Source organism: Stappia indica, assembly GCF_020177335.1.
GTDB lineage: Bacteria > Pseudomonadota > Alphaproteobacteria > Rhizobiales > Stappiaceae > Stappia > Stappia indica_B.
On the sequence record NZ_JAIVMG010000025.1, the window covers coordinates 1 to 17,735 of the forward strand.

Sequence of the window (17,735 nt, forward strand, 5' to 3'; positions counted from 1 at the left end):
CCGCGACCACCGCGCCGGCCCTCACGCCGACCGGCCGCCGCCTCATCGCCGCCGCGCCCGCGCCGCTCGCGCCGACCCGGCCGCCAGACCTCAATGGTCACCGTTTCCATCACCACCGAGGGGGCGACCTCGTCCGCGCTTTCCGCAGCCACGACCTCGGTTGCTTCCGGCTCGGCAGCCGCCGGCTCGGCGCTTTCCGCTTCAGGCACGACCGTCTCAGCGACGACCGCCTCAGCGGCAGGTGCCTCGGTTTCGGTCTCTGGTGCGACCTCATCGGCAGCAACGGCCTCCGGTTCGCTCACCGGAACAGCCTCCGCCTCCGGTGCAGTGTCCGTCGTGGGCGCCGTTTCCGTCTCGATCGGGGCCAGGGCCGCGTCGCCAGCGTTGTCCGTCTCAGGCGCGGTCTCCGCAGCCGGCTCGGCTGCCGCTTCGGCGGCAGCAGCAACCACCGGCCGCTGAACCTCACGGCTTTCGCAGCGGTAACCGAGCGACTGCAGCACGGCCGAGAAATCCGCGCCGGCGCAGCCGAGCAGGGAGGTCATCGCCACCGTCACGGTGAACCCACCGCCTTCAGCGACGGCACCCTCCGGCGGGGTAACGCTGGCATCGAGCGGCTTCCAGGCGAGCAGCGGGCGAATGAGATCGGCCAGCCGCTCCAGAATGTCGATGCGCACCGCGCGCGGACCGCAGACGCGGAAGCCCACCACCTTGTAGAGCGCCTTGGAAATCTCCGGATCGACCGTGATCGAGGTCCGTCCCGAGGCCGAAAGCTGCGGCAATTCCGCAAGACCCGGCATGTCCGGCTCGCCATGCTTCAGCGCCCAAAGCTGGGCAATCAGCCGGCTCGGTGCCGGCTTCAGCAGCGCCGGAACGAAAATGTGATGGGCGCCGAAACGCACCCCGAGGCGGCGCAGGCCCGCCCGCATCGTCTGGTCGAGCTGGCGCACGTCCTCGGAGATGTCCGCCCGCTCGACGATGCCGAGATTTTCCACCAGCCGGAAGGCGACCCCCCGGGCCAGCCCTTCGAGCCCCTCGCCCGTTTCGAGATCACGCAGCGGCTTGACCAGCATGTCCACATGGGCCTTGACCCAGAGCTGCAGCCGCGCCTCGACCTTCTCCCGGTCGGCGCTCTCCAGCGTGTCGTCGCACAGGAACAGGATCCCAGGCGCCAGCACCGTGTCCCCCGGCAACAGGCGAGCGACCATTTCGCCCTGCCAGCGCAGAGCACCGTCGTCGGCCAGGGCGAACTCCTCGTTCGGCGCGCGCGAAAGCTTGTCCGCCCGGCTCCCCAGCTCGCTGGCCAGCGCCTTTTGCGCCGCAGCCCTCAGGGCCTTGCCGTCCGTTCCTTCCGCTGCCGCGTCCGGCGCGAAGCGGAACCCTTGCAACTGGCCAACATGCTGTCCCTCGACGAGCACGTCGCCTGTCGATGTGATTTCCGCTTCAAGCATTGCATTCTCTCTCAGACGTCGCATCAATACGCTCGTTCGCCGGTCGACAAACCGTTGTGTCAGTCTGTCGTGCAAGGCATCCGATAAACGGTCTTCTACGCCGCGCGTGACGCCTTGCCAATGGGCGGGATCGGAAAGCCAGTCGGCGCGGTTGGCAACAAAGGTCCAGGTGCGGATATGCGCCATCCGATTGGACAGGGTGTCGATGTCCCCATCCGTTCGGTCGGCAAAGGCCACCTGGCGGGCGAACCAGTCATCCGGAACCACCCCTTCGCGGGTCAGATGGCCGAACAGACCGGCGATCAGATCCGCATGATTGGCCGGTGCGATCTTGCGGTAATCCGGCACCTGGCACACGTCCCACAAAAGTTTCGTGTTGCCCTTGCCCTCGGCCAGCCGGCGGATCGCCTCGTCGCGCACAGCCAGGTCGAAGGCGGTTTCATCCGCTCCGGGCAGTGCCCGCGTCAGACCCTGCTCGCGCGGCGGCTCATCGAGCGAGCGGCGCAAGGCGGCCACGGAGGAAAAGTCGAGCCGGGTGCTGCGCCACTGAAACACCTTGAGCGCGTCGAATCGGTGGCTCTCCAGATCCTCCACCAGATCGTCCTCGAACGGATCGACCCGGCCGGTAACGCCAAAGGTGCCGTCCCTTGTGTGCCGACCGGCACGGCCGGCGATCTGGCCCATCTCCGCCGGGCTCAAGCGGCGATACTGATAGCCGTCGAACTTGCGCACCCCGGCAAAGGCAATGTGGTCCACATCGAGATTGAGCCCCATGCCAATGGCATCGGTGGCGATCAGATGCTGGACGTCGCCGTTCTGGAACAGCGCCACCTGGGCATTGCGAGTGCGCGGGCTGAGCGAGCCGAGCACCACCGCCGCGCCGCCATGCTGGCGCCGGATCAACTCGGCGATGGCATAGACCTCCGAGGAGGAAAAGGCGACGATGGCGGAGCGCTGCGGCAGCCGGGTGATCTTCTTCTGCCCGGTGTAGGACAGCACCGACATGCGCGGCCGGGTCACCACATTCAGCCCCGGCAGCAGGCGTTCCAGCAGCGGACGCGCCGTCGCCGAGCCCAGAAGCAGGGTCTCGGAGGTGCCGCGCATGTTGAGAATGCGGTCGGTGAACACATGCCCGCGTTCCAGATCGCCGGCGAGCTGCACCTCATCGATGGCGACGAAGGACGGTTTCAGGTCGAGCGGCATCGCCTCGACGGTGGAGACCCAGAACCGCGCCTCGCGCGGGACGATCTTTTCCTCGCCGGTGACCAGCGCCACCTGCGCCTCGCCGACCCGGTCAACGATGCGGCCATAGACCTCGCGCGCCAGCAGCCGCAACGGCAGCCCGATCAGGCCGCTTTCCTGGGCAATCATCCGCTCGATCGCCAGATGGGTCTTGCCGGTGTTGGTCGGCCCGAGAACGGCGGTGACGTTGCGGGCGCGGGCGACCGCCGGGAGCTGCGTGTATCCGGATTGAAGCATGGCGATTGTCGACGCGAGGTGACCTGTTTCGGTGTCGGGATCCGGTCAGAGGACCGGTGCGGCGCGAAGATGGCGACTGCCGCCGCGACAGCGCGAAGCCGCCGGACCGGCGCCCCACGAGTGAGCGCTGCCCATATGGCCAGGACAAGGCAAAGAGCTGAAGGTCACCGCCATCGCCAAGCCTTACACTCCCTCGGTTCCGAACACGGCGCCGTCACCGGGCGGAAAAATGAACCATCCCTCCCGGCGCAAGACCCCGCAGCCGGAGGAAAACCGCCCGTTAGGTAGCACAGACCGCGCGGCCATGTCGCGCTTTCTTTTCTCGCCGACGGCGCCGGGATTTCGCCGTCGAAACAGGCGAAATCGGCGAGAATGGAACGAGTCCCGAACAAAGCCGGACCGAATCGGTCACACGGCGAGATTCCGGGTTCGTTCCCCACAACATCTCGTACTCAATAGAAAAGGGATACCAAAATCCTGAATCGGAACAAGGATTTACTTCCCAATTCCCGCATGGTCCGATTCCCTGCCGCGCAAGCGCGATTTCTTGAAAAAAGATGAACCCGGCAAGAAATCTTTGGCTCCTTCGATTTGCATTGCGATGAAAGCGGAAACAAAGCCTGTCCGAATCGCTTCGCGGCCAATGTTGCCGGTTTGTTTTCACAAGATCTGGTGGCCACCGCCAGCCGAACCACAGGTATGGGCCGGGCGATGCCCCTGCCGGCACAGCCCTTTCCTCGACCCGTTAACCATATCGTCTCAAAATGAAGCAGCCTTGACGTCCAGTGCGGCGCCGACCCTGCCCCTTATCCCGGCTTTCCTTGTGCGGCCACCGCGCGTAGAACCACAGGCGATGCCCATTGGAGAGGGAGGAGCACCTTTGGCCATTCGCAAGATCCTTGTCGCCAACCGTTCGGAGATTGCCATCCGCGTGTTTCGCGCGGCAACCGAACTGGGCATGCGCACCGTCGCGGTCTACGCCGAGCAGGACAAGCTGGCACTGCACCGCTTCAAGGCGGACGAGGCTTACGAGATCGGCAAGGGGCCGCATCTCCCCGAGCAGCTTGGCCCGATCGAGGCCTATCTATCGATCGACGAGATCCTGCGGGTGGCGCGCAAGGCCGGGGTGGACGCCATCCATCCGGGCTATGGCTTCCTCTCCGAAAGCCCGGAATTCGCCGAGGCCTGCACCGCCGCCGGGTTCATCTTCATCGGCCCCGCGCCGGACACCATGCGTCGCCTCGGCAACAAGGTCGCCGCCCGCAACCTGGCGATCGAGGCCGGCGTGCCGGTGATGCCGGCGACCGACCCGCTGCCCGATGATATGACCGAGGTGCGCCGTCTCGCTGGCGCCATCGGCTATCCGCTGATGCTGAAGGCCTCCTGGGGCGGTGGTGGGCGCGGCATGCGCGTCATCCGCGACGAGGAGGCACTGATCCGCGAAACCGAGGCCGCCAAGCGCGAGGCCCGGGCCGCCTTCGGCAAGGACGAGATCTATCTGGAAAAGCTGGTGGAGCGCGCCCGCCATGTGGAGGTGCAGATCCTCGGCGACGCCCATGGCAATCTGGTCCATCTGTTCGAGCGCGACTGTTCGATCCAGCGGCGCCACCAGAAGGTGGTGGAGCGGGCGCCCGCCCCCTATCTCAGCCCCGAACAACGGGCCGAGGTCTGCGATTTCGGCCTGAGGATCGGCCGGACGGTCGGCTATCGCGGTGCCGGCACCGTCGAATTCCTGATGGATGCGGACACCGGCGCGTTCTATTTCATCGAGGTCAACCCGCGCATTCAGGTGGAACACACGGTCACCGAGGAGGTGACCGGCGTCGATCTGGTGAAGGCGCAGATCCGCATCGCCGCCGGGGCGATGATCGGCGATCCGGCCTCCGGGGTCCCGCCCCAGGAGAAGCTGCAGCTGAACGGCCATGCCCTGCAATGCCGGATCACAACCGAGGATCCGGAGCAGAATTTCATTCCTGACTACGGCCGCATCACCGCCTATCGCGGCGCCACCGGCTATGGCATCCGCCTCGATGGCGGCACTGCCTATTCCGGCGCGGTGATCACCCGCTTCTACGATCCCCTGCTGGAGAAGGTGACCGCCTGGGCCCCCACCGCCGAGGAGGCGGCCCAGCGCATGGACCGGGCCTTGCGCGAGTTTCGCATTCGCGGCGTCGCCACCAATCTGGTGTTCCTGGAGAACATCATCGGCCACGCCGATTTCCGCGCCAACAGCTACACCACCCGCTTCATCGACAGCACCCCGGCCCTGTTCGAGCAGGTCACCCGCCGCGACCGAGCAACCAAGCTCCTGACCTATATCGCCGACGTGACCGTCAACGGCCATCCGGAAACCAAGGCCCGGCCACGGCCGCCGGCGGACGCGCCGGCGCCGGTGCCACCGGCTTATGGCGAGACGCTGAAGCACGGCACCCGGCAGTTGCTGGAGGAACTCGGCCCCGCCGGTTTTGCCGACTGGATGAAGGCGGAACGGCGGGTTCTGATCACTGACACCACCATGCGCGATGCCCATCAGTCGCTGCTGGCCACCCGCATGCGCACCTTCGACATCGCCGCCATCGCCGAGAGCTACGCCGCCGGACTGCCGCAGCTGTTCTCGCTGGAATGCTGGGGCGGGGCAACCTTCGACGTGGCCATGCGCTTCCTGACGGAAGACCCCTGGGAGCGGCTGCGGCTGGTGCGCGAGAAGGCGCCGAACATCCTGTTGCAGATGCTGCTGCGCGGCGCCAATGGGGTCGGCTACACCAACTATCCCGACAATGTGGTGCGCGCCTTCGTCGCCGAGGCGGCGGCCGCCGGCATCGACCTCTTCCGGGTGTTCGACTGCCTCAACTGGGTCGAGAACATGCGGGTGTCGCTCGATGCGGTGATCGAGGCGGACAAGCTGTGCGAGGGGGTGATCTGCTACACCGGCGATCTGATGGACAGCGCCCGTCCGAAATACGACCTGGCCTATTATGTGAAGATGGCCCGGCAACTGGAACAGGCCGGTTGCCACATCCTCGGCGTCAAGGACATGGCCGGGCTGATGAAGCCGGAGGCGGCCCGCCGTCTGTTCACCGCCTTGAAACAGGAAACCGGCCTGCCGATCCATTTCCACACCCATGACACCTCGGGCATTTCCGCCGCCACGGTGCTCGCCGCCGTCGAGGTCGGGGTCGATGCCATCGACGCGGCGATGGACGCCTTCTCTGGCATGACGTCCCAGCCCGCACTCGGCTCGATCGTCGCCGCCCTGCGCGGCGGTGCCCGCGATCCCGGGCTCGCCCCACGGACAATCCGGGAGATTTCCTTCTACTGGGAAGCGGTGCGCAATCAGTATCGCGCCTTCGAAAGCGATCTGCGCGCGCCGGCCTCCGAGGTTTATTTGCATGAAATGCCCGGTGGCCAGTTCACCAACCTGAAGGAACAGGCCCGCTCGCTCGGGCTGGAAACCCGCTGGCACGAGGTGGCGCAGGCCTATCACGACGTCAACATGATGTTCGGCGACATCGTCAAGGTTACCCCCTCCTCCAAGGTGGTGGGCGACATGGCGCTGATGATGGTCAGCCAGGGACTCACCGTGGCGGATGTGACCGCGCCGGACCGGGAGGTCGCCTTCCCCGAAAGCGTCGTCCAGATGATGCGCGGCGATCTGGGTCAATCACCCGGCGGCTGGCCGGCGGCGCTGCAGGCCAAGGTGCTGAAGGGCGACACGCCGATCATCGTGCGCCCGGGCTCGCTGCTCGCCGAAGACGATCTGGACGCCCGCCGTGCGGAGGCCGCGGAAAAGACCGGCCGCGACATCTCCGCCACCGATCTCGCCTCCTATCTGATGTACCCCAAGGTGTTCACCGACTTCGCCGCCGCGCAGGAGACCTACGGTCCGGTCAGCGTGCTCCCGACACCGGTCTATTTCTACGGCCTTGCCACCGGCGAGGAAATCGCCATCGACCTGGAACCGGGCAAGACCCTGGTGGTGCGCTGCCAGGCGGTCGGCGAGACCGACGAGAAGGGCGAACGCAAGGTCTTCTTCGAACTCAACGGCCAGCCGCGCATCATCAAGGTGCCGGACCGGGCCCATGGCGGCAAGGGCGCCGGCGTGAACCGCAAGGCCGAGGCGGGCAACGACCGGCATGTCGGCGCGCCGATGCCCGGCGTGATCTCCACCGTGGCAGTCAAGCCGGGCCAGAGCGTCACCAGCGGCGATGTGCTGGTGTCGATTGAAGCGATGAAGATGGAAACCGCGCTGCATTGCGACCGGGACGGGCGAATTGCCGAGGTGCTGGTCACTCCGGGCAGCCAGGTCGATGCCAAGGATCTGTTGGTGGTTCTGGACGCAGAGGCGGAGGCGTGACCCTTTCCATCGACGCCCGGGACCTCGCCCGGGTCTTCCTGCATCTGCAGGGCCTCGCCGCACCGCCGGGCACAAAGATCGGCGCGGACGGGGTCCGGCAGATGATCGACGGGCTCGGCTTCGTGCAGGTCGATTCGATCAACACGGTGACCCGTGCCCATCACCAGATCCTGTTCTCCCGCAACCAGACCTACCGGCCGAAGCTGCTGACCGGCCTGCTGGAGCGGGAGCGGGCGCTGTTCGAGCACTGGACCCATGACGCCTCGGTGATCCCAGCCTCGGCCTATCCCTACTGGCGGCACCGCTTCGCCCGCAAGCGCGAGCGGCTGAAGGCCCGCTGGACAAATTGGCACGGCGCGGAGTTTCAGGGCGAGCTCGACCGGGTGCTGGCGCATATCCGCGACAACGGCCCGGCCGGAACCCGCGACTTCGACCGGGAGCGGGCGCGCAAGGAACCGGGATGGTGGAACTGGCACCCGGGCAAGGCGGCTCTGGAGTTTCTCTGGCACACCGGCGAGATCGCCGTCACCCGCCGGGACAATTTCGCCAAGATCTATGACCTCGCGGAACGGGTGGTGCCGGAAGAGCATTTCCAGCGCGCGGTGTCGCACGCTGAGTTCATCGACTGGGCCTGCACCGGCGCGCTCGACCGGCTTGGCGCCGCCACCTCCGGGGAGATCGCCGCCTTCTACGACCTCGTCACCCCGGAGGAGGCAAAGATCTGGTGCACCGAGACCGCGCGGGATCGCCTGCGGCCGGTGCGCATCCTCAGCAAGGACGGCAGCGAGCGGCTCTGTCACGCCCGCGCCGATATCGACAGCCTGCTTGAGGCAGCCCCCGAACCGCCCGGACGCCTGCGGGTGCTCAGCCCGTTCGACCCGGTGCTGCGCGACCGCAAGCGCGCCGAGCGCCTGTTCGGCTTCAGCTACCGCATCGAGGTGTTCGTTCCGGCGGCCCGCCGCACCTACGGCTACTATGTGTTTCCGTTGCTGGAGGGCGCGCGCATGATCGGCCGGATCGACATGATCTGCCGGCGGACCGAAGGAGTGCTGGAGGTGACCGGGTTCTGGCCAGAACCCGGCATCCGCCTCGGCGAGGGCCGACTGGCCCGGCTTGAGGCGGAGCTGGCACGCATGGCCCGGTTTACCGGCATGGAGCGGGTCGAATTCGCCCCGGACTGGCGGCGCGACGGCCCATAAGGCGCCGCCGCTCCGGCGATCATCAGTCCTTCGTGCGCAGGATACGCTCGATCTCGGCCGGCGGATGGCCGGTCAAGGTCTTGTCCACCTCGGCGACGATCCGATCCGTCACCTCCTTGTGGAAGGCCTTGCGCAACTCGCCGAGGGTTGCCGGCGGCGCGACGACGATCAGCTTCGCGAACCGCCCCTTGTGCGCCTCGCGGTAGAGCGCCTCGGCCACCTCATGGGCAAAGCGGGTCTTCTCCAGCCGGTGCCAATCGGTCGTCTCCACCGCGCTGCGGTGCGGTCCCGGCCCATCGGACAGCCGCCCGGGCGCGTCGGTTCCTTGCGCCGAGGTGGGCGGGTTCTCCTGCGCCAGGATGGAGATCACCTGAAGGTTCGGATAGACCGCGTCGCCATCATTTCGAAAAACCAGCGCCTTTTCGCCGTCACCAACCAGAATCCAGCTGTCCCGGGCGATCCGCAAACCACTCATCGCACACTCCATCCTTGTCTGGCGGCGACCCGAAGGCCGGGACCGGATACCCGGACGGGTCAGCCGTGGTGAAAATCAGTCCCCATTCGCGACCCGCACCAGCAGGTAAGGGGCGCGAAGCACTGGGCTTCGTCCGGCCCTCCCGGTCAGATGGGGTCTGGCGCCGGCACTTCAAACCCGGTCGAACAGTGAGAGCAGCAATCGGTCGCAGCCCTCCGCCAGCATATCATAAACTGCGTCAAACCCGCCGGGACCGCCGTAATAGGGATCGGGAACATCCCGGTCGAGAAACCGCCGCAGATGCGCGCCCGCCGGCATCGGCGCTCCTGCTCGCATCTCCTGCAGATCCCGCAGATTGCTGTCATCCATCGCCAGAACCAAGGAGAAGTGGGAAAAATCCTCCACGCACACCTGCCGGGCACGCTGCCCGGTCAGGTCGATGCCATGGCGCGCCGCCACCTCGATCGACCGCGGGTCCGGGCGCTTGCCCACATGCCAGGCGCCGGTACCAGCGGAATCGATCACCAGTCCGTCCGCCCGCCCGGCCCGGGTCGCCCGGTCGCGCATCACCCCCTCGGCCAGGGGCGAACGGCAGATGTTGCCAAGACAGACAAACAAGATGGCGGTCATGAAATTCGGCCCCCTCGACTGATGGCACCCGCTTTCCCGCGTCGCCGTTTCATGGGACGGTAGCAGCTTGGGGACGAAGGGAAAACGCCATGGCCGAACAATTGACGGAAAGCCAGCGCCAGGAGGCGCTGGGCAGCCTGACCGGATGGAGCCCCAGCCTCGAGGGCGACGCGATCGAGAAGACCTTCCGCTTCGCCGGGTTCGTTGAGGCTTTCGGCTTCATGACCCGGGTCGCTCTGGTGGCGGAGAAGATGAACCACCACCCGGACTGGTCGAATGTCTATCGCACCGTCACGGTCAGGCTGACCACCCATGACGCGGGCGGCTTGACCGAGCTCGATATCAAGCTTGCCCGCGCCATGGACCGGCTCGCCGGTTAGCGTGCGGACCCGGCCTCAGCCCTTTTCCAGCAGGAACACGGCGACCTCGCCATCGCGCTCCTGCGACAAGAGCCGATGTCCCGCTTCCTGGCAGAAATGGGGAATGTCGATCACCGACATGGGATCCGTCGCCTCGACCCTGAGCCGTGCGCCGGTCTTGAGCGGGGCCATGGCCTTGCGCGTCTTCAGCACCGGCAAGGGACATTTCAGCCCCTTCAGATCGAGATGCACGTCCACGTCACTCACCGTTCTCATCTCCCGCCCGGATTGCCTCACCCAGCTTGCGCTTCGCGCGCCCGACCCGACCCCCGGGCCGCTGCGAGCATTGGCCCCAACCGGCCACGAATGCAAGACCCGCCCGGTTTCCTCTCCGCCCAACAGTTAGATGCACAATAATTAATCATACTCGAAATGCTTATATGATTATTTTTTAATCAGGTCGGGCAGCCACGCCTTCGGTGGGCGACCGGGGCATCGCGCCCGCGACGCATCAGCTTATCACATTGAGAACATTATCTTTTTCACCCCCCCCCCAGACCCGGATCGGCCGATATTGCGCCGCAACACGAGTTGGCACGCTCCTTGAAACAACTCTGACGACGCCGTCCGGCGCGGATCGCGGCGGCGGCAACAGGGAAAGGAACGGAAGCGAGCATGAAAATCGTGATGGCCATCATCAAGCCGTTCAAGCTCGAGGAGGTGCGCGACGCCCTCACGGGCATCGGCGTTCAGGGGCTGACGGTAACCGAGGTCAAGGGCTACGGCCGCCAGAAGGGGCACACCGAGATCTACCGCGGCACCGAATACGCCATCAGCTTCCTGCCCAAGCTGAAGATCGAGGTCGCCGTGACCGCCGAACGTGTCGACACGGTGGTGGAGACCATCGCCGAAGCCGCCAAGACCGGCCAGATCGGCGACGGCAAGATCTTCGTCTACGCGCTCGAACAGGTGCAACGCATCCGCACCGGCGAAACCGACGCCACCGCGCTCTGACCCCTCCGTGCAAAGGATCCTTTGACATGAAAAAGCATCTCGCCCCCGTCGGGCTCGCCGCGCTGGCGCTCTTGGCGGCCGCCGGCCCTGCCCTCGCCCAGGACGCGGCCACCACCGCGCCGGCACCGCAATATGCGCTCGCCTCCGAAACCGCTTATATCTTCAACACGCTGCTGTTCCTGATCGGCGGCTTCCTGGTGATGTGGATGGCCGCCGGATTCGCCATGCTGGAAGCCGGCATGGTCCGCTCCAAAAACGTCTCCATGCAGTGCCTGAAGAACATCTGCCTCTACTCCATCGCCGGGCTGATGTTCTGGATCACCGGCTACAACCTGATGTACACCGGCGTCGATGGCGGCTTCATCGGCACCTTCGGCCCCTATGCCTTCGACGCGGTCGGCGCCGGTGATGAGGCCGCCAAGGAGGCGCTGCTGTCGACCGGCTATTCTACCGCCTCCGACTGGTTCTTCCAGATGGTGTTCTGCGCCACCACCGCCTCGATCGTCTCCGGCACCCTTGCCGAGCGCATCAAGCTGTGGCCGTTCCTGATCTTCACCGTCGTGCTCACCGGCTTCATCTACCCGATCGCCGCCTCCTGGCAGTGGGGCGCCGGCTGGCTCTCCGCCATGGGCTTTTCCGACTTCGCCGGCTCGACCCTGGTCCATTCGGTCGGCGGTTGGGCAGCCCTTTCCGGTGCACTCGTACTCGGTGCCCGCGCCGGCAAATACGGCAGCGACGGCCGCGCCCTTGCCCTGCCCGGTTCTTCCATGCCGCTGGCGACCCTTGGCACGTTCATCCTGTGGCTCGGCTGGTTCGGCTTCAACGGCGCCTCGCAGCTCGCCATGGGCACCATCGGCGATGTGTCCGACGTCTCCCGCATCTTCGCCAACACCAACATGGCCGCCGCGGCCGGCGTGGTGGTCGCGGTGATCCTCACCCAGGCGCTCTACAAGAAGGTCGACGTCACCATGGCCCTGAACGGCGCTCTGGCCGGCCTGGTGTCGATCACCGCAGAACCGCTGCAGCCGACCGTCTGGCAGGCCGTGCTGATCGGCGGCATCGGCGGCGTCATCGTCGTCTTCACCGTGCCGCTGCTCGACCGGCTGAAGATCGACGACGTGGTCGGCGCCATCCCGGTGCACCTGGTCGCCGGCATCTGGGGCACGCTGATCGTGCCGCTGTCCAACGCGGAGACCAGCTATGCCACCCAGATCATCGGCATCGCCGCCTATGGCGCCTTTGCCTTCGTCGGCAGCATGATCGTCTGGCTCGCCCTGAAGATGACCGTCGGCATTCGCGTCAGCCCCGAAGACGAGGCCCTCGGCCTCGACAAGACCGAGGTCGGCGTCGAGGCCTATCCGGAATTCGGCCAGGGCAGCCAGCGGGTCTGACCCGCGCCCACCGGATCTTGCAAGCGAACCGCTGGCCGGGGCCCGCCCCGGCCAGTTCTCTTTTGCGGATCGCCGACGACCGGCGAGCGCTTGTCCCCCGCCGCATCTGCCGCCATCTTGCCCCCGCGGACGACCGATTCGGCGCCCGCCCGCCACGGGCGGCCAATCGACACCACCGGGGATGCCACCCATGCCGCTGATCCTGTCTCTCCCGCTGACCCTCGTCCCGCTGCTGGTCTACAATCTCCTCGCCTTCGCCCTTCTGGGCGACAGCGGCGGCGATCCCTGGCTCGCCCCGGTCCTGACCATGGAACTCGTGTCCGGCGCCCGCTTCACCCTGGTGACCGGAGATCTGATGATCCTCGCCGGGCTGGCGATGCTGTTCATCGAGCTGCTGAAGGCGACCCGCACCGGCACCACCGCGCTGATGGACCACATCCTCTCCACCCTCGCCTTCATCGCCTATCTGGTCGAGTTCCTCACCGTGCGCGAGGCGGCAAGCTCCGTGTTCTTCATCCTGATGTGCGTGACGCTGGTGGATGTGATCGCCGGCTTCAGCATCACCATCACCGGCGCCCGCCGCGACTTCGGCTCCCACAACGGCGATCACATGCACTGAGCGGCCACCCGGGCTGACCGAACAAGCGCCGCCCAAAGCGACAAAAGTTAACGAAACCTTACCGGCTGGCACGCCGCTTGCGGTTCTCATCTCGACAACGAGGCCAATGTCCCAAATTGGCACGATCGGGAGACGAACATGCGGATCGAGCGAGGCCAGCGTTCCATACCGGGAACCCACGGCAGACGCGAAGCGGCGACTGTGTCAGCCCGCAACGCCACCGCGAGTGGCATCGTTTCGTCCCGGGCCATCGTCGCCATCGAGCCGGTGGAGGCGATCCGTCCGGAAAGCTTCCGCCGCTATCGCGGCGCCAATCCGGCCTTCATCGCCCAACTGATCGCCCACCGCGAGAACCTGCCGCAGACCCGGGCGCGCCGGCGCGCCGACCCGGCCACCGCCATCGGCGCCTATACGGCGGTCGAACGGATGCCCCGTCACATTCCCACCGGCCGGCTTCTGTCCGTCTGCAAGTAGGGGGCCGGAGGGTCCACATCCGCCCGCGATCCATGCTGGCATCGCGCATCGCGACTTGCTAGCGTCCCGGCTCCACGCGCCGCCCGTCGCGGGCGGCCTCAGGCCAGGGACCCATATCAATGAGCGAACTCACTCTCGCGATTTCGGAAAAGATCATCAACGCCGCGCTGGCCCATGGCCAGAGCCTTGGCCTGAAGCCTCTCACCGTTGCCGTGCTTGACGCCGGCGGCCATCTGGTCGCACTCATGCGCCAGGACGGCTCCTCGATCCTGCGGCCGCAGATCGCCACCGGCAAGGCCTATGGCGCCATCGCCACCGGTGCCGGCTCGCGCTGGCTGGACGCCAACGCGGCGAGCCGTCCGCATTTCGTGCAGGCGCTCAACGGCGTGGCTGGCGGCGGCATCGTCCCGGTCCCTGGCGGCGTCTTGATCCGCGCGGCGGAAGGCGGGGCGATCCTGGGCGCGGTCGGCATCACCGGCGACACCTCGGACAATGACGAGGCCTGCGCCATCGCCGGCATCGCCGCCGCCGGGCTGACCGCCGATCCGGGCTGAGTCAGGCCGATCCGACCCGCGCCGGCGCCCGACCTATTTCTTGTCGTCGGCGAGGGAATCGATCTTCTTCTGCATGTCGGCCAGCTGCTTCTTCAGCGCATTGAGATCGTCGGAGCTGGCCGGCTTGGCGGCTCCGGCCTCCTCTGCGGACGAGGCCGGAGCCTCACCGCCCTCCGGCGCCTGACCGGTCCCATGCCCCGTGCCGAAAGGCAGGAACATCCGCATCGCCCGATCGAAGATCTCGGCATTGCGCTTGACCTGATCCTCGATCACCTCGAAGGCCGAGTTGCCAAGCGCATTGCCCATCTGCTCGCGCATCCGGTCCTGTTCCCGGGTCAGCGAAGTCATCGAGTAGTCGAGATAGCTTGGAACCACGGTCTGCATGCTGTCGCCGTAAAACCGGATCAGCTGCCGCAGGAAAGTGATCGGCAAGAGATTCTGCCCCTTGTTTTCCTGCTCGAAAATGATCTGCGTCAGCACCGAACGGGTGATGTCGTCGCCGGACTTGGCGTCATAGACGACGAAATCCTCCTCGTCCTTGACCATCACGGCCAGATCCTCAAGCGTGACGTAGGTGCTGGTGCCCGTGTTGTAGAGCCGCCTGTTGGCGTATTTCTTGATGATGGTTGGCTCGTTGGTCTTGGCCATGTGTTTCTTCGGATCCCGGCTCGGGGTCCCGCAAGGTAGCAGGACCACATTCCTCCCGCGACGGACGGTGCCCTGGGCACCGCCGTCTTTGCAATTCCCGCCACGATAAGCCAATCCCCCCCGCCCACACCACCGTTTTATCCACGGCCGCACCCCGCCGGCACGCCAACCCGCAGGCGCACGCCACGGAACCACAGCGGCAAGGCCCTCTCGGCAGACGAAAGGATGACGCGAAAACGCGCGTTTCTGCACCCCCACCGGTTCGATCCGGTTGACTAAGCCCGACCGACCGTCTCTAGTTTCCCTGAACAGCGCGCTTGGACACCAAAGAGGGGGGCAAGCGCATCGTGTCGGGAGGTCCGGATTCGGAGGCTACTTATGAGCGAAACCAACGACGTTGTAATCGTCAGCGCAACCCGCACCGCGGTCGGCGCCTTCAATGGCTCCTTCGCCAACACGCCCGCCCACGACCTCGGGTCGACGGTGATCAAGGCGGCACTCGAGCGTGCCTCCGTGGCGCCCGATGACGTGGATGAGGTCGTCTTCGGCCAGGTTCTGACCGCCGGTCAGGGGCAGAACCCGGCCCGCCAGGCGGCGATCAACGCCGGCATTCCGGCCGCCGCGAGCGCCTGGACGCTCAACCAGGTGTGCGGCTCCGGCCTGCGCACCGTCGCCATCGCCATGCAGCAGATCCAGTCGGGCGACGCCTCGGTGGTGGTTGCCGGCGGCCAGGAGAACATGTCGCTGTCGCCCCATTGCTCGCATATGCGGTCGGGCTACAAGATGGGCGACTTCCAGATGGTCGACACCATGATCAAGGACGGTCTGTGGGATGCCTTCAACGGCTATCACATGGGCCAGACGGCGGAAAACGTCGCCGAGAAGTGGCAGATCTCCCGCGAGCAGCAGGACAATTTCGCCGTCGCCTCGCAGAACAAGGCCGAAGCCGCGCAGAAGGCCGGGCGTTTCAAGGACGAGATCACCCCGGTGACCGTACGCGAGCGCAAGGGCGAGAAGGTCGTCGACCAGGACGAGTACATCCGCCACGGCGCCAACCTGGAAGGCATGACCAAGCTGCGTCCGGCCTTCACCCGCGACGGCTCGGTAACCGCCGGCAACGCATCGGGCATCAATGACGGCGCCGCCGCGCTGGTGCTGATGAGCGCCGCGGAAGCCAAGAAGCGTGGCCTGACCCCGCTCGCCCGCGTCGCGTCCTGGGCGACCGCCGGTGTCGATCCGGCGCTGATGGGCTCCGGCCCGATTCCCGCCTCGCGCAAGGCGCTGGAAAAGGCCGGCTGGAAGGTCGATGACCTCGATCTGATCGAGGCCAACGAGGCTTTCGCCGCCCAGGCCTGCGCGGTCAACAAGGACATGGGCTGGAATCCGGATATCGTCAACGTCAACGGCGGGGCGATCGCCATCGGCCATCCGATCGGTGCCTCCGGCGCCCGCATTCTCGTCACCCTGCTGCATGAAATGGCGCGGCGCGACGCGAAGAAGGGTCTTGCCACCCTGTGCATCGGCGGCGGCATGGGCGTTGCCCTGTGCGTCGAGCGCTAAGCGGTCACAGCGTCTTCATCGAACGCTGACATCAACGGCTGGCCCGGGCATCTGACCCGGGCCGGCTCGCCGGATGAAGCGTGCCCCTCACGGGCGACGGCACCGGCATGACACGGATCGTGGCGGAAGGGTCCGCGCACCGCCACGCGGCAAGCGGAGTTCAGTTTTTGACAAATGCTGTTTCAGATGATCGCCAAGGGGAGGACTGCATGAGCAATGTGGCTATCGTGACCGGGGGAACGCGAGGCATTGGCGCCGCGATCTCGAAAGGCCTGAAAGCGGCCGGCTACACCGTTGCCGCGACCTATGCCGGCAACACCGAGAAGGCCGAGGCCTTCCGCGCGGAAACCGGCATCCACGTCTACAAGTGGGACGTGGCCGATCCTGAGGCCTGCCACGATGGCATCGCCCAGGTCGTCTCCGATCTCGGGGCGATCGAGGTGCTGGTCAACAACGCCGGCATCACCCGCGACGGCTGGTTCCACAAGATGGACTACGAGCAGTGGTCGTCGGTGATCCGCACCAATCTGGATTCCATGTTCACCATGTCGCGGCCGGTCATCGACGGCATGCGCGAGCGCGGCCACGGACGGATCATCAACATCTCGTCGATCAACGGCCAGAAGGGCCAGCTCGGCCAGGTGAACTATTCCGCCGCCAAGGCCGGCGTCATCGGTTTCACCAAGGCTCTGGCTGCCGAGACCGCGCGCAAGGGCATCACCGTGAACGCCATCTGCCCGGGCTATATCGACACCGACATGGTCGCCGCCGTTCCGGAAAAGGTGCTTGAGGGCATCATCTCCGGCATCCCGGTCGGGCGCCTCGGACAGGCCGACGAAATCGCGGCAGCGGTGGTCTATCTCGCGTCGGCCCAGGCTGCGTTCATGACCGGCGCAGTGATGACCATCAACGGCGGCCAGTACTACGCCAACGGCTGACCCGCGCGGCAAGACAAGTTCGGAAGTGCACAAACGAAAAGGGCCGGCCCCGAGGGGCCGGCCCAATTCAATTCAAACCGGCGGATGCCGGGCTCAAACGTCGTCCTTCGGCGAAAGGATCTGACGGCCCCGGTACATGCCGGTCTTCAGATCGACGTGATGCGGGCGGCGCAATTCGCCCGAATCCTTGTCCTCGACATAGGTCGGCTGCTTCAGGGCGTCCGCGGAGCGACGGAATCCGCGCTTCATGCGCGTGGTTTTTCTCTTCGGAACGGCCATCGTTATTCTCTCCGTCATGCAATATTCGGCGAACCCGGACCGGGTTTGCCCGGGGCAAGGGTCCACACGATGTGCAGGAATGGCGGGCTTATACAGAACCTTTGCCGCTTTTGCCAGCCCGAAAGCGCACTTTTTTTTCGCAAAGAGTCTCATTGGCCTCCGGGGAAACCGGGAAGACAGCCCAGATGCGGGTCGATTGCAGCCGCCCGCGCCCGGTTGATCCGGGCCAGACGGGCGTGCCCGGCGCCCGGCCGCGCCGGATTGCGCGCACGCGGATTGGGCAGGGCGGTGGCCAACCGCGCCGCCTCGGTCCG

The 17,735-nt window shown here is 66.2% G+C and carries 16 protein-coding genes; 10 read left to right on the forward strand and 6 right to left on the reverse strand.

Annotated features, from left to right (window positions below):
- Positions 1-2,927 (reverse strand): helicase-related protein (locus LC062_RS20665; protein WP_224913011.1); only part of this gene is annotated, 2,927 nt, incomplete at its 3' end.
- Positions 2,928-3,807: 880 nt separating this feature from the next.
- On the opposite strand from LC062_RS20665, the gene pyc reads away from it, so the two are divergent.
- Together pyc and LC062_RS20675 are read left to right on the forward strand one after the other, a co-directional pair.
- Positions 3,808-7,281: a pyruvate carboxylase gene (pyc, locus tag LC062_RS20670; RefSeq protein ID WP_224913012.1), complete on the forward strand. Its 3,474-nt coding sequence runs from the start codon at positions 3,808-3,810 to the stop codon at positions 7,279-7,281.
- A complete protein-coding gene (locus tag LC062_RS20675) occupies positions 7,278-8,480 on the forward strand; it encodes a winged helix-turn-helix domain-containing protein (RefSeq protein WP_224913013.1) in 1,203 nt (400 codons plus the stop codon). The genes pyc and LC062_RS20675 overlap by 4 nt, the downstream gene beginning before the upstream one ends.
- A gap of 22 nt (positions 8,481-8,502) precedes the next feature.
- On the opposite strand, the gene LC062_RS20680 is transcribed toward LC062_RS20675, so the two are convergent.
- The gene (locus LC062_RS20680; RefSeq protein ID WP_224913015.1) at positions 8,503-8,955 is read right to left on the reverse strand and encodes a baeRF12 domain-containing protein; all 453 of its coding nucleotides are present in this window, start codon (positions 8,953-8,955) and stop codon (positions 8,503-8,505) included.
- 171 nt (positions 8,956-9,126) lie between these two features.
- Positions 9,127-9,585, reverse strand: coding sequence for a low molecular weight protein-tyrosine-phosphatase (locus LC062_RS20685; RefSeq protein WP_224913016.1), 459 nt, complete (start codon positions 9,583-9,585; stop codon positions 9,127-9,129).
- An 89-nt stretch (positions 9,586-9,674) separates the two neighbouring features.
- Between LC062_RS20685 and LC062_RS20690 the strand changes: the two genes are divergently transcribed.
- The gene (locus LC062_RS20690; RefSeq protein WP_224913018.1) at positions 9,675-9,965 is read left to right on the forward strand and encodes a 4a-hydroxytetrahydrobiopterin dehydratase; all 291 of its coding nucleotides are present in this window, start codon (positions 9,675-9,677) and stop codon (positions 9,963-9,965) included.
- A 15-nt stretch (positions 9,966-9,980) separates the two neighbouring features.
- Here LC062_RS20690 and LC062_RS20695 read toward each other — a convergent pair whose 3' ends face one another.
- Entirely contained in the window at positions 9,981-10,220 is a 240-nt protein-coding gene (locus tag LC062_RS20695; protein WP_404829762.1) for a sulfurtransferase TusA family protein, read from the reverse strand.
- Positions 10,221-10,619: 399 nt separating this feature from the next.
- Here LC062_RS20695 and LC062_RS20700 point away from each other — a divergent pair, with 399 nt between their 5' ends.
- From LC062_RS20700 to LC062_RS20720, 5 genes are all read left to right on the forward strand, one after another.
- Positions 10,620-10,958 (forward strand): P-II family nitrogen regulator, encoded by a 339-nt coding sequence (locus LC062_RS20700; RefSeq protein ID WP_224913022.1) that lies wholly within the window; start codon positions 10,620-10,622, stop codon positions 10,956-10,958.
- Between the two features lie 26 nt (positions 10,959-10,984).
- Positions 10,985-12,349, forward strand: coding sequence for an ammonium transporter (locus LC062_RS20705; RefSeq protein WP_224913023.1), 1,365 nt, complete (start codon positions 10,985-10,987; stop codon positions 12,347-12,349).
- Positions 12,350-12,539: 190 nt separating this feature from the next.
- The gene (locus LC062_RS20710) at positions 12,540-12,968 is read left to right on the forward strand and encodes a hypothetical protein (RefSeq protein ID WP_224913026.1); all 429 of its coding nucleotides are present in this window, start codon (positions 12,540-12,542) and stop codon (positions 12,966-12,968) included.
- A gap of 138 nt (positions 12,969-13,106) precedes the next feature.
- Positions 13,107-13,442 (forward strand): hypothetical protein, encoded by a 336-nt coding sequence (locus LC062_RS20715; RefSeq protein WP_224913028.1) that lies wholly within the window; start codon positions 13,107-13,109, stop codon positions 13,440-13,442.
- 119 nt (positions 13,443-13,561) lie between these two features.
- Positions 13,562-13,996, forward strand: coding sequence for a GlcG/HbpS family heme-binding protein (locus LC062_RS20720; protein WP_224913030.1), 435 nt, complete (start codon positions 13,562-13,564; stop codon positions 13,994-13,996).
- A gap of 33 nt (positions 13,997-14,029) precedes the next feature.
- Here LC062_RS20720 and phaR read toward each other — a convergent pair whose 3' ends face one another.
- Positions 14,030-14,644: a polyhydroxyalkanoate synthesis repressor PhaR gene (phaR, locus tag LC062_RS20725; RefSeq protein ID WP_224913032.1), complete on the reverse strand. Its 615-nt coding sequence runs from the start codon at positions 14,642-14,644 to the stop codon at positions 14,030-14,032.
- 378 nt (positions 14,645-15,022) lie between these two features.
- Here phaR and LC062_RS20730 point away from each other — a divergent pair, with 378 nt between their 5' ends.
- Both LC062_RS20730 and phbB read left to right on the forward strand, forming a co-directional pair.
- On the forward strand, positions 15,023-16,204 hold the full coding sequence (locus LC062_RS20730) for an acetyl-CoA C-acetyltransferase (protein WP_224913033.1): 1,182 nt from the start codon (positions 15,023-15,025) through the stop codon (positions 16,202-16,204).
- 209 nt (positions 16,205-16,413) lie between these two features.
- Positions 16,414-17,142 (forward strand): acetoacetyl-CoA reductase, encoded by a 729-nt coding sequence (gene phbB, locus LC062_RS20735; RefSeq protein WP_224913036.1) that lies wholly within the window; start codon positions 16,414-16,416, stop codon positions 17,140-17,142.
- Positions 17,143-17,235: 93 nt separating this feature from the next.
- Here phbB and rpmF read toward each other — a convergent pair whose 3' ends face one another.
- Positions 17,236-17,421 (reverse strand): 50S ribosomal protein L32, encoded by a 186-nt coding sequence (rpmF, locus tag LC062_RS20740; protein ID WP_181759671.1) that lies wholly within the window; start codon positions 17,419-17,421, stop codon positions 17,236-17,238.
- Between the last annotated feature and the right edge of the window lie 314 nt (positions 17,422-17,735).

Excerpts from the sequence above, each read along its gene's own strand:
- LC062_RS20730 (WP_224913033.1), top strand. The coding sequence starts at position 15,023 with ATGAGCGAAACCAACGACGTTGTAATCGTCAGCGCAACCCGCACCGCG.
- LC062_RS20680 (WP_224913015.1), bottom strand. The coding sequence starts at position 8,955 with ATGAGTGGTTTGCGGATCGCCCGGGACAGCTGGATTCTGGTTGGTGAC.
- LC062_RS20695 (WP_404829762.1), bottom strand. The coding sequence starts at position 10,220 with ATGAGAACGGTGAGTGACGTGGACGTGCATCTCGATCTGAAGGGGCTG.
- rpmF (WP_181759671.1), bottom strand. The coding sequence starts at position 17,421 with ATGGCCGTTCCGAAGAGAAAAACCACGCGCATGAAGCGCGGATTCCGT.
- LC062_RS20700 (WP_224913022.1), top strand. The coding sequence starts at position 10,620 with ATGAAAATCGTGATGGCCATCATCAAGCCGTTCAAGCTCGAGGAGGTG.
- LC062_RS20705 (WP_224913023.1), top strand. The coding sequence starts at position 10,985 with ATGAAAAAGCATCTCGCCCCCGTCGGGCTCGCCGCGCTGGCGCTCTTG.
- LC062_RS20710 (WP_224913026.1), top strand. The coding sequence starts at position 12,540 with ATGCCGCTGATCCTGTCTCTCCCGCTGACCCTCGTCCCGCTGCTGGTC.
- LC062_RS20690 (WP_224913018.1), top strand. The coding sequence starts at position 9,675 with ATGGCCGAACAATTGACGGAAAGCCAGCGCCAGGAGGCGCTGGGCAGC.
- LC062_RS20720 (WP_224913030.1), top strand. The coding sequence starts at position 13,562 with ATGAGCGAACTCACTCTCGCGATTTCGGAAAAGATCATCAACGCCGCG.
- phbB (WP_224913036.1), top strand. The coding sequence starts at position 16,414 with ATGAGCAATGTGGCTATCGTGACCGGGGGAACGCGAGGCATTGGCGCC.
- LC062_RS20715 (WP_224913028.1), top strand. The coding sequence starts at position 13,107 with ATGCGGATCGAGCGAGGCCAGCGTTCCATACCGGGAACCCACGGCAGA.
- LC062_RS20685 (WP_224913016.1), bottom strand. The coding sequence starts at position 9,585 with ATGACCGCCATCTTGTTTGTCTGTCTTGGCAACATCTGCCGTTCGCCC.
- phaR (WP_224913032.1), bottom strand. The coding sequence starts at position 14,644 with ATGGCCAAGACCAACGAGCCAACCATCATCAAGAAATACGCCAACAGG.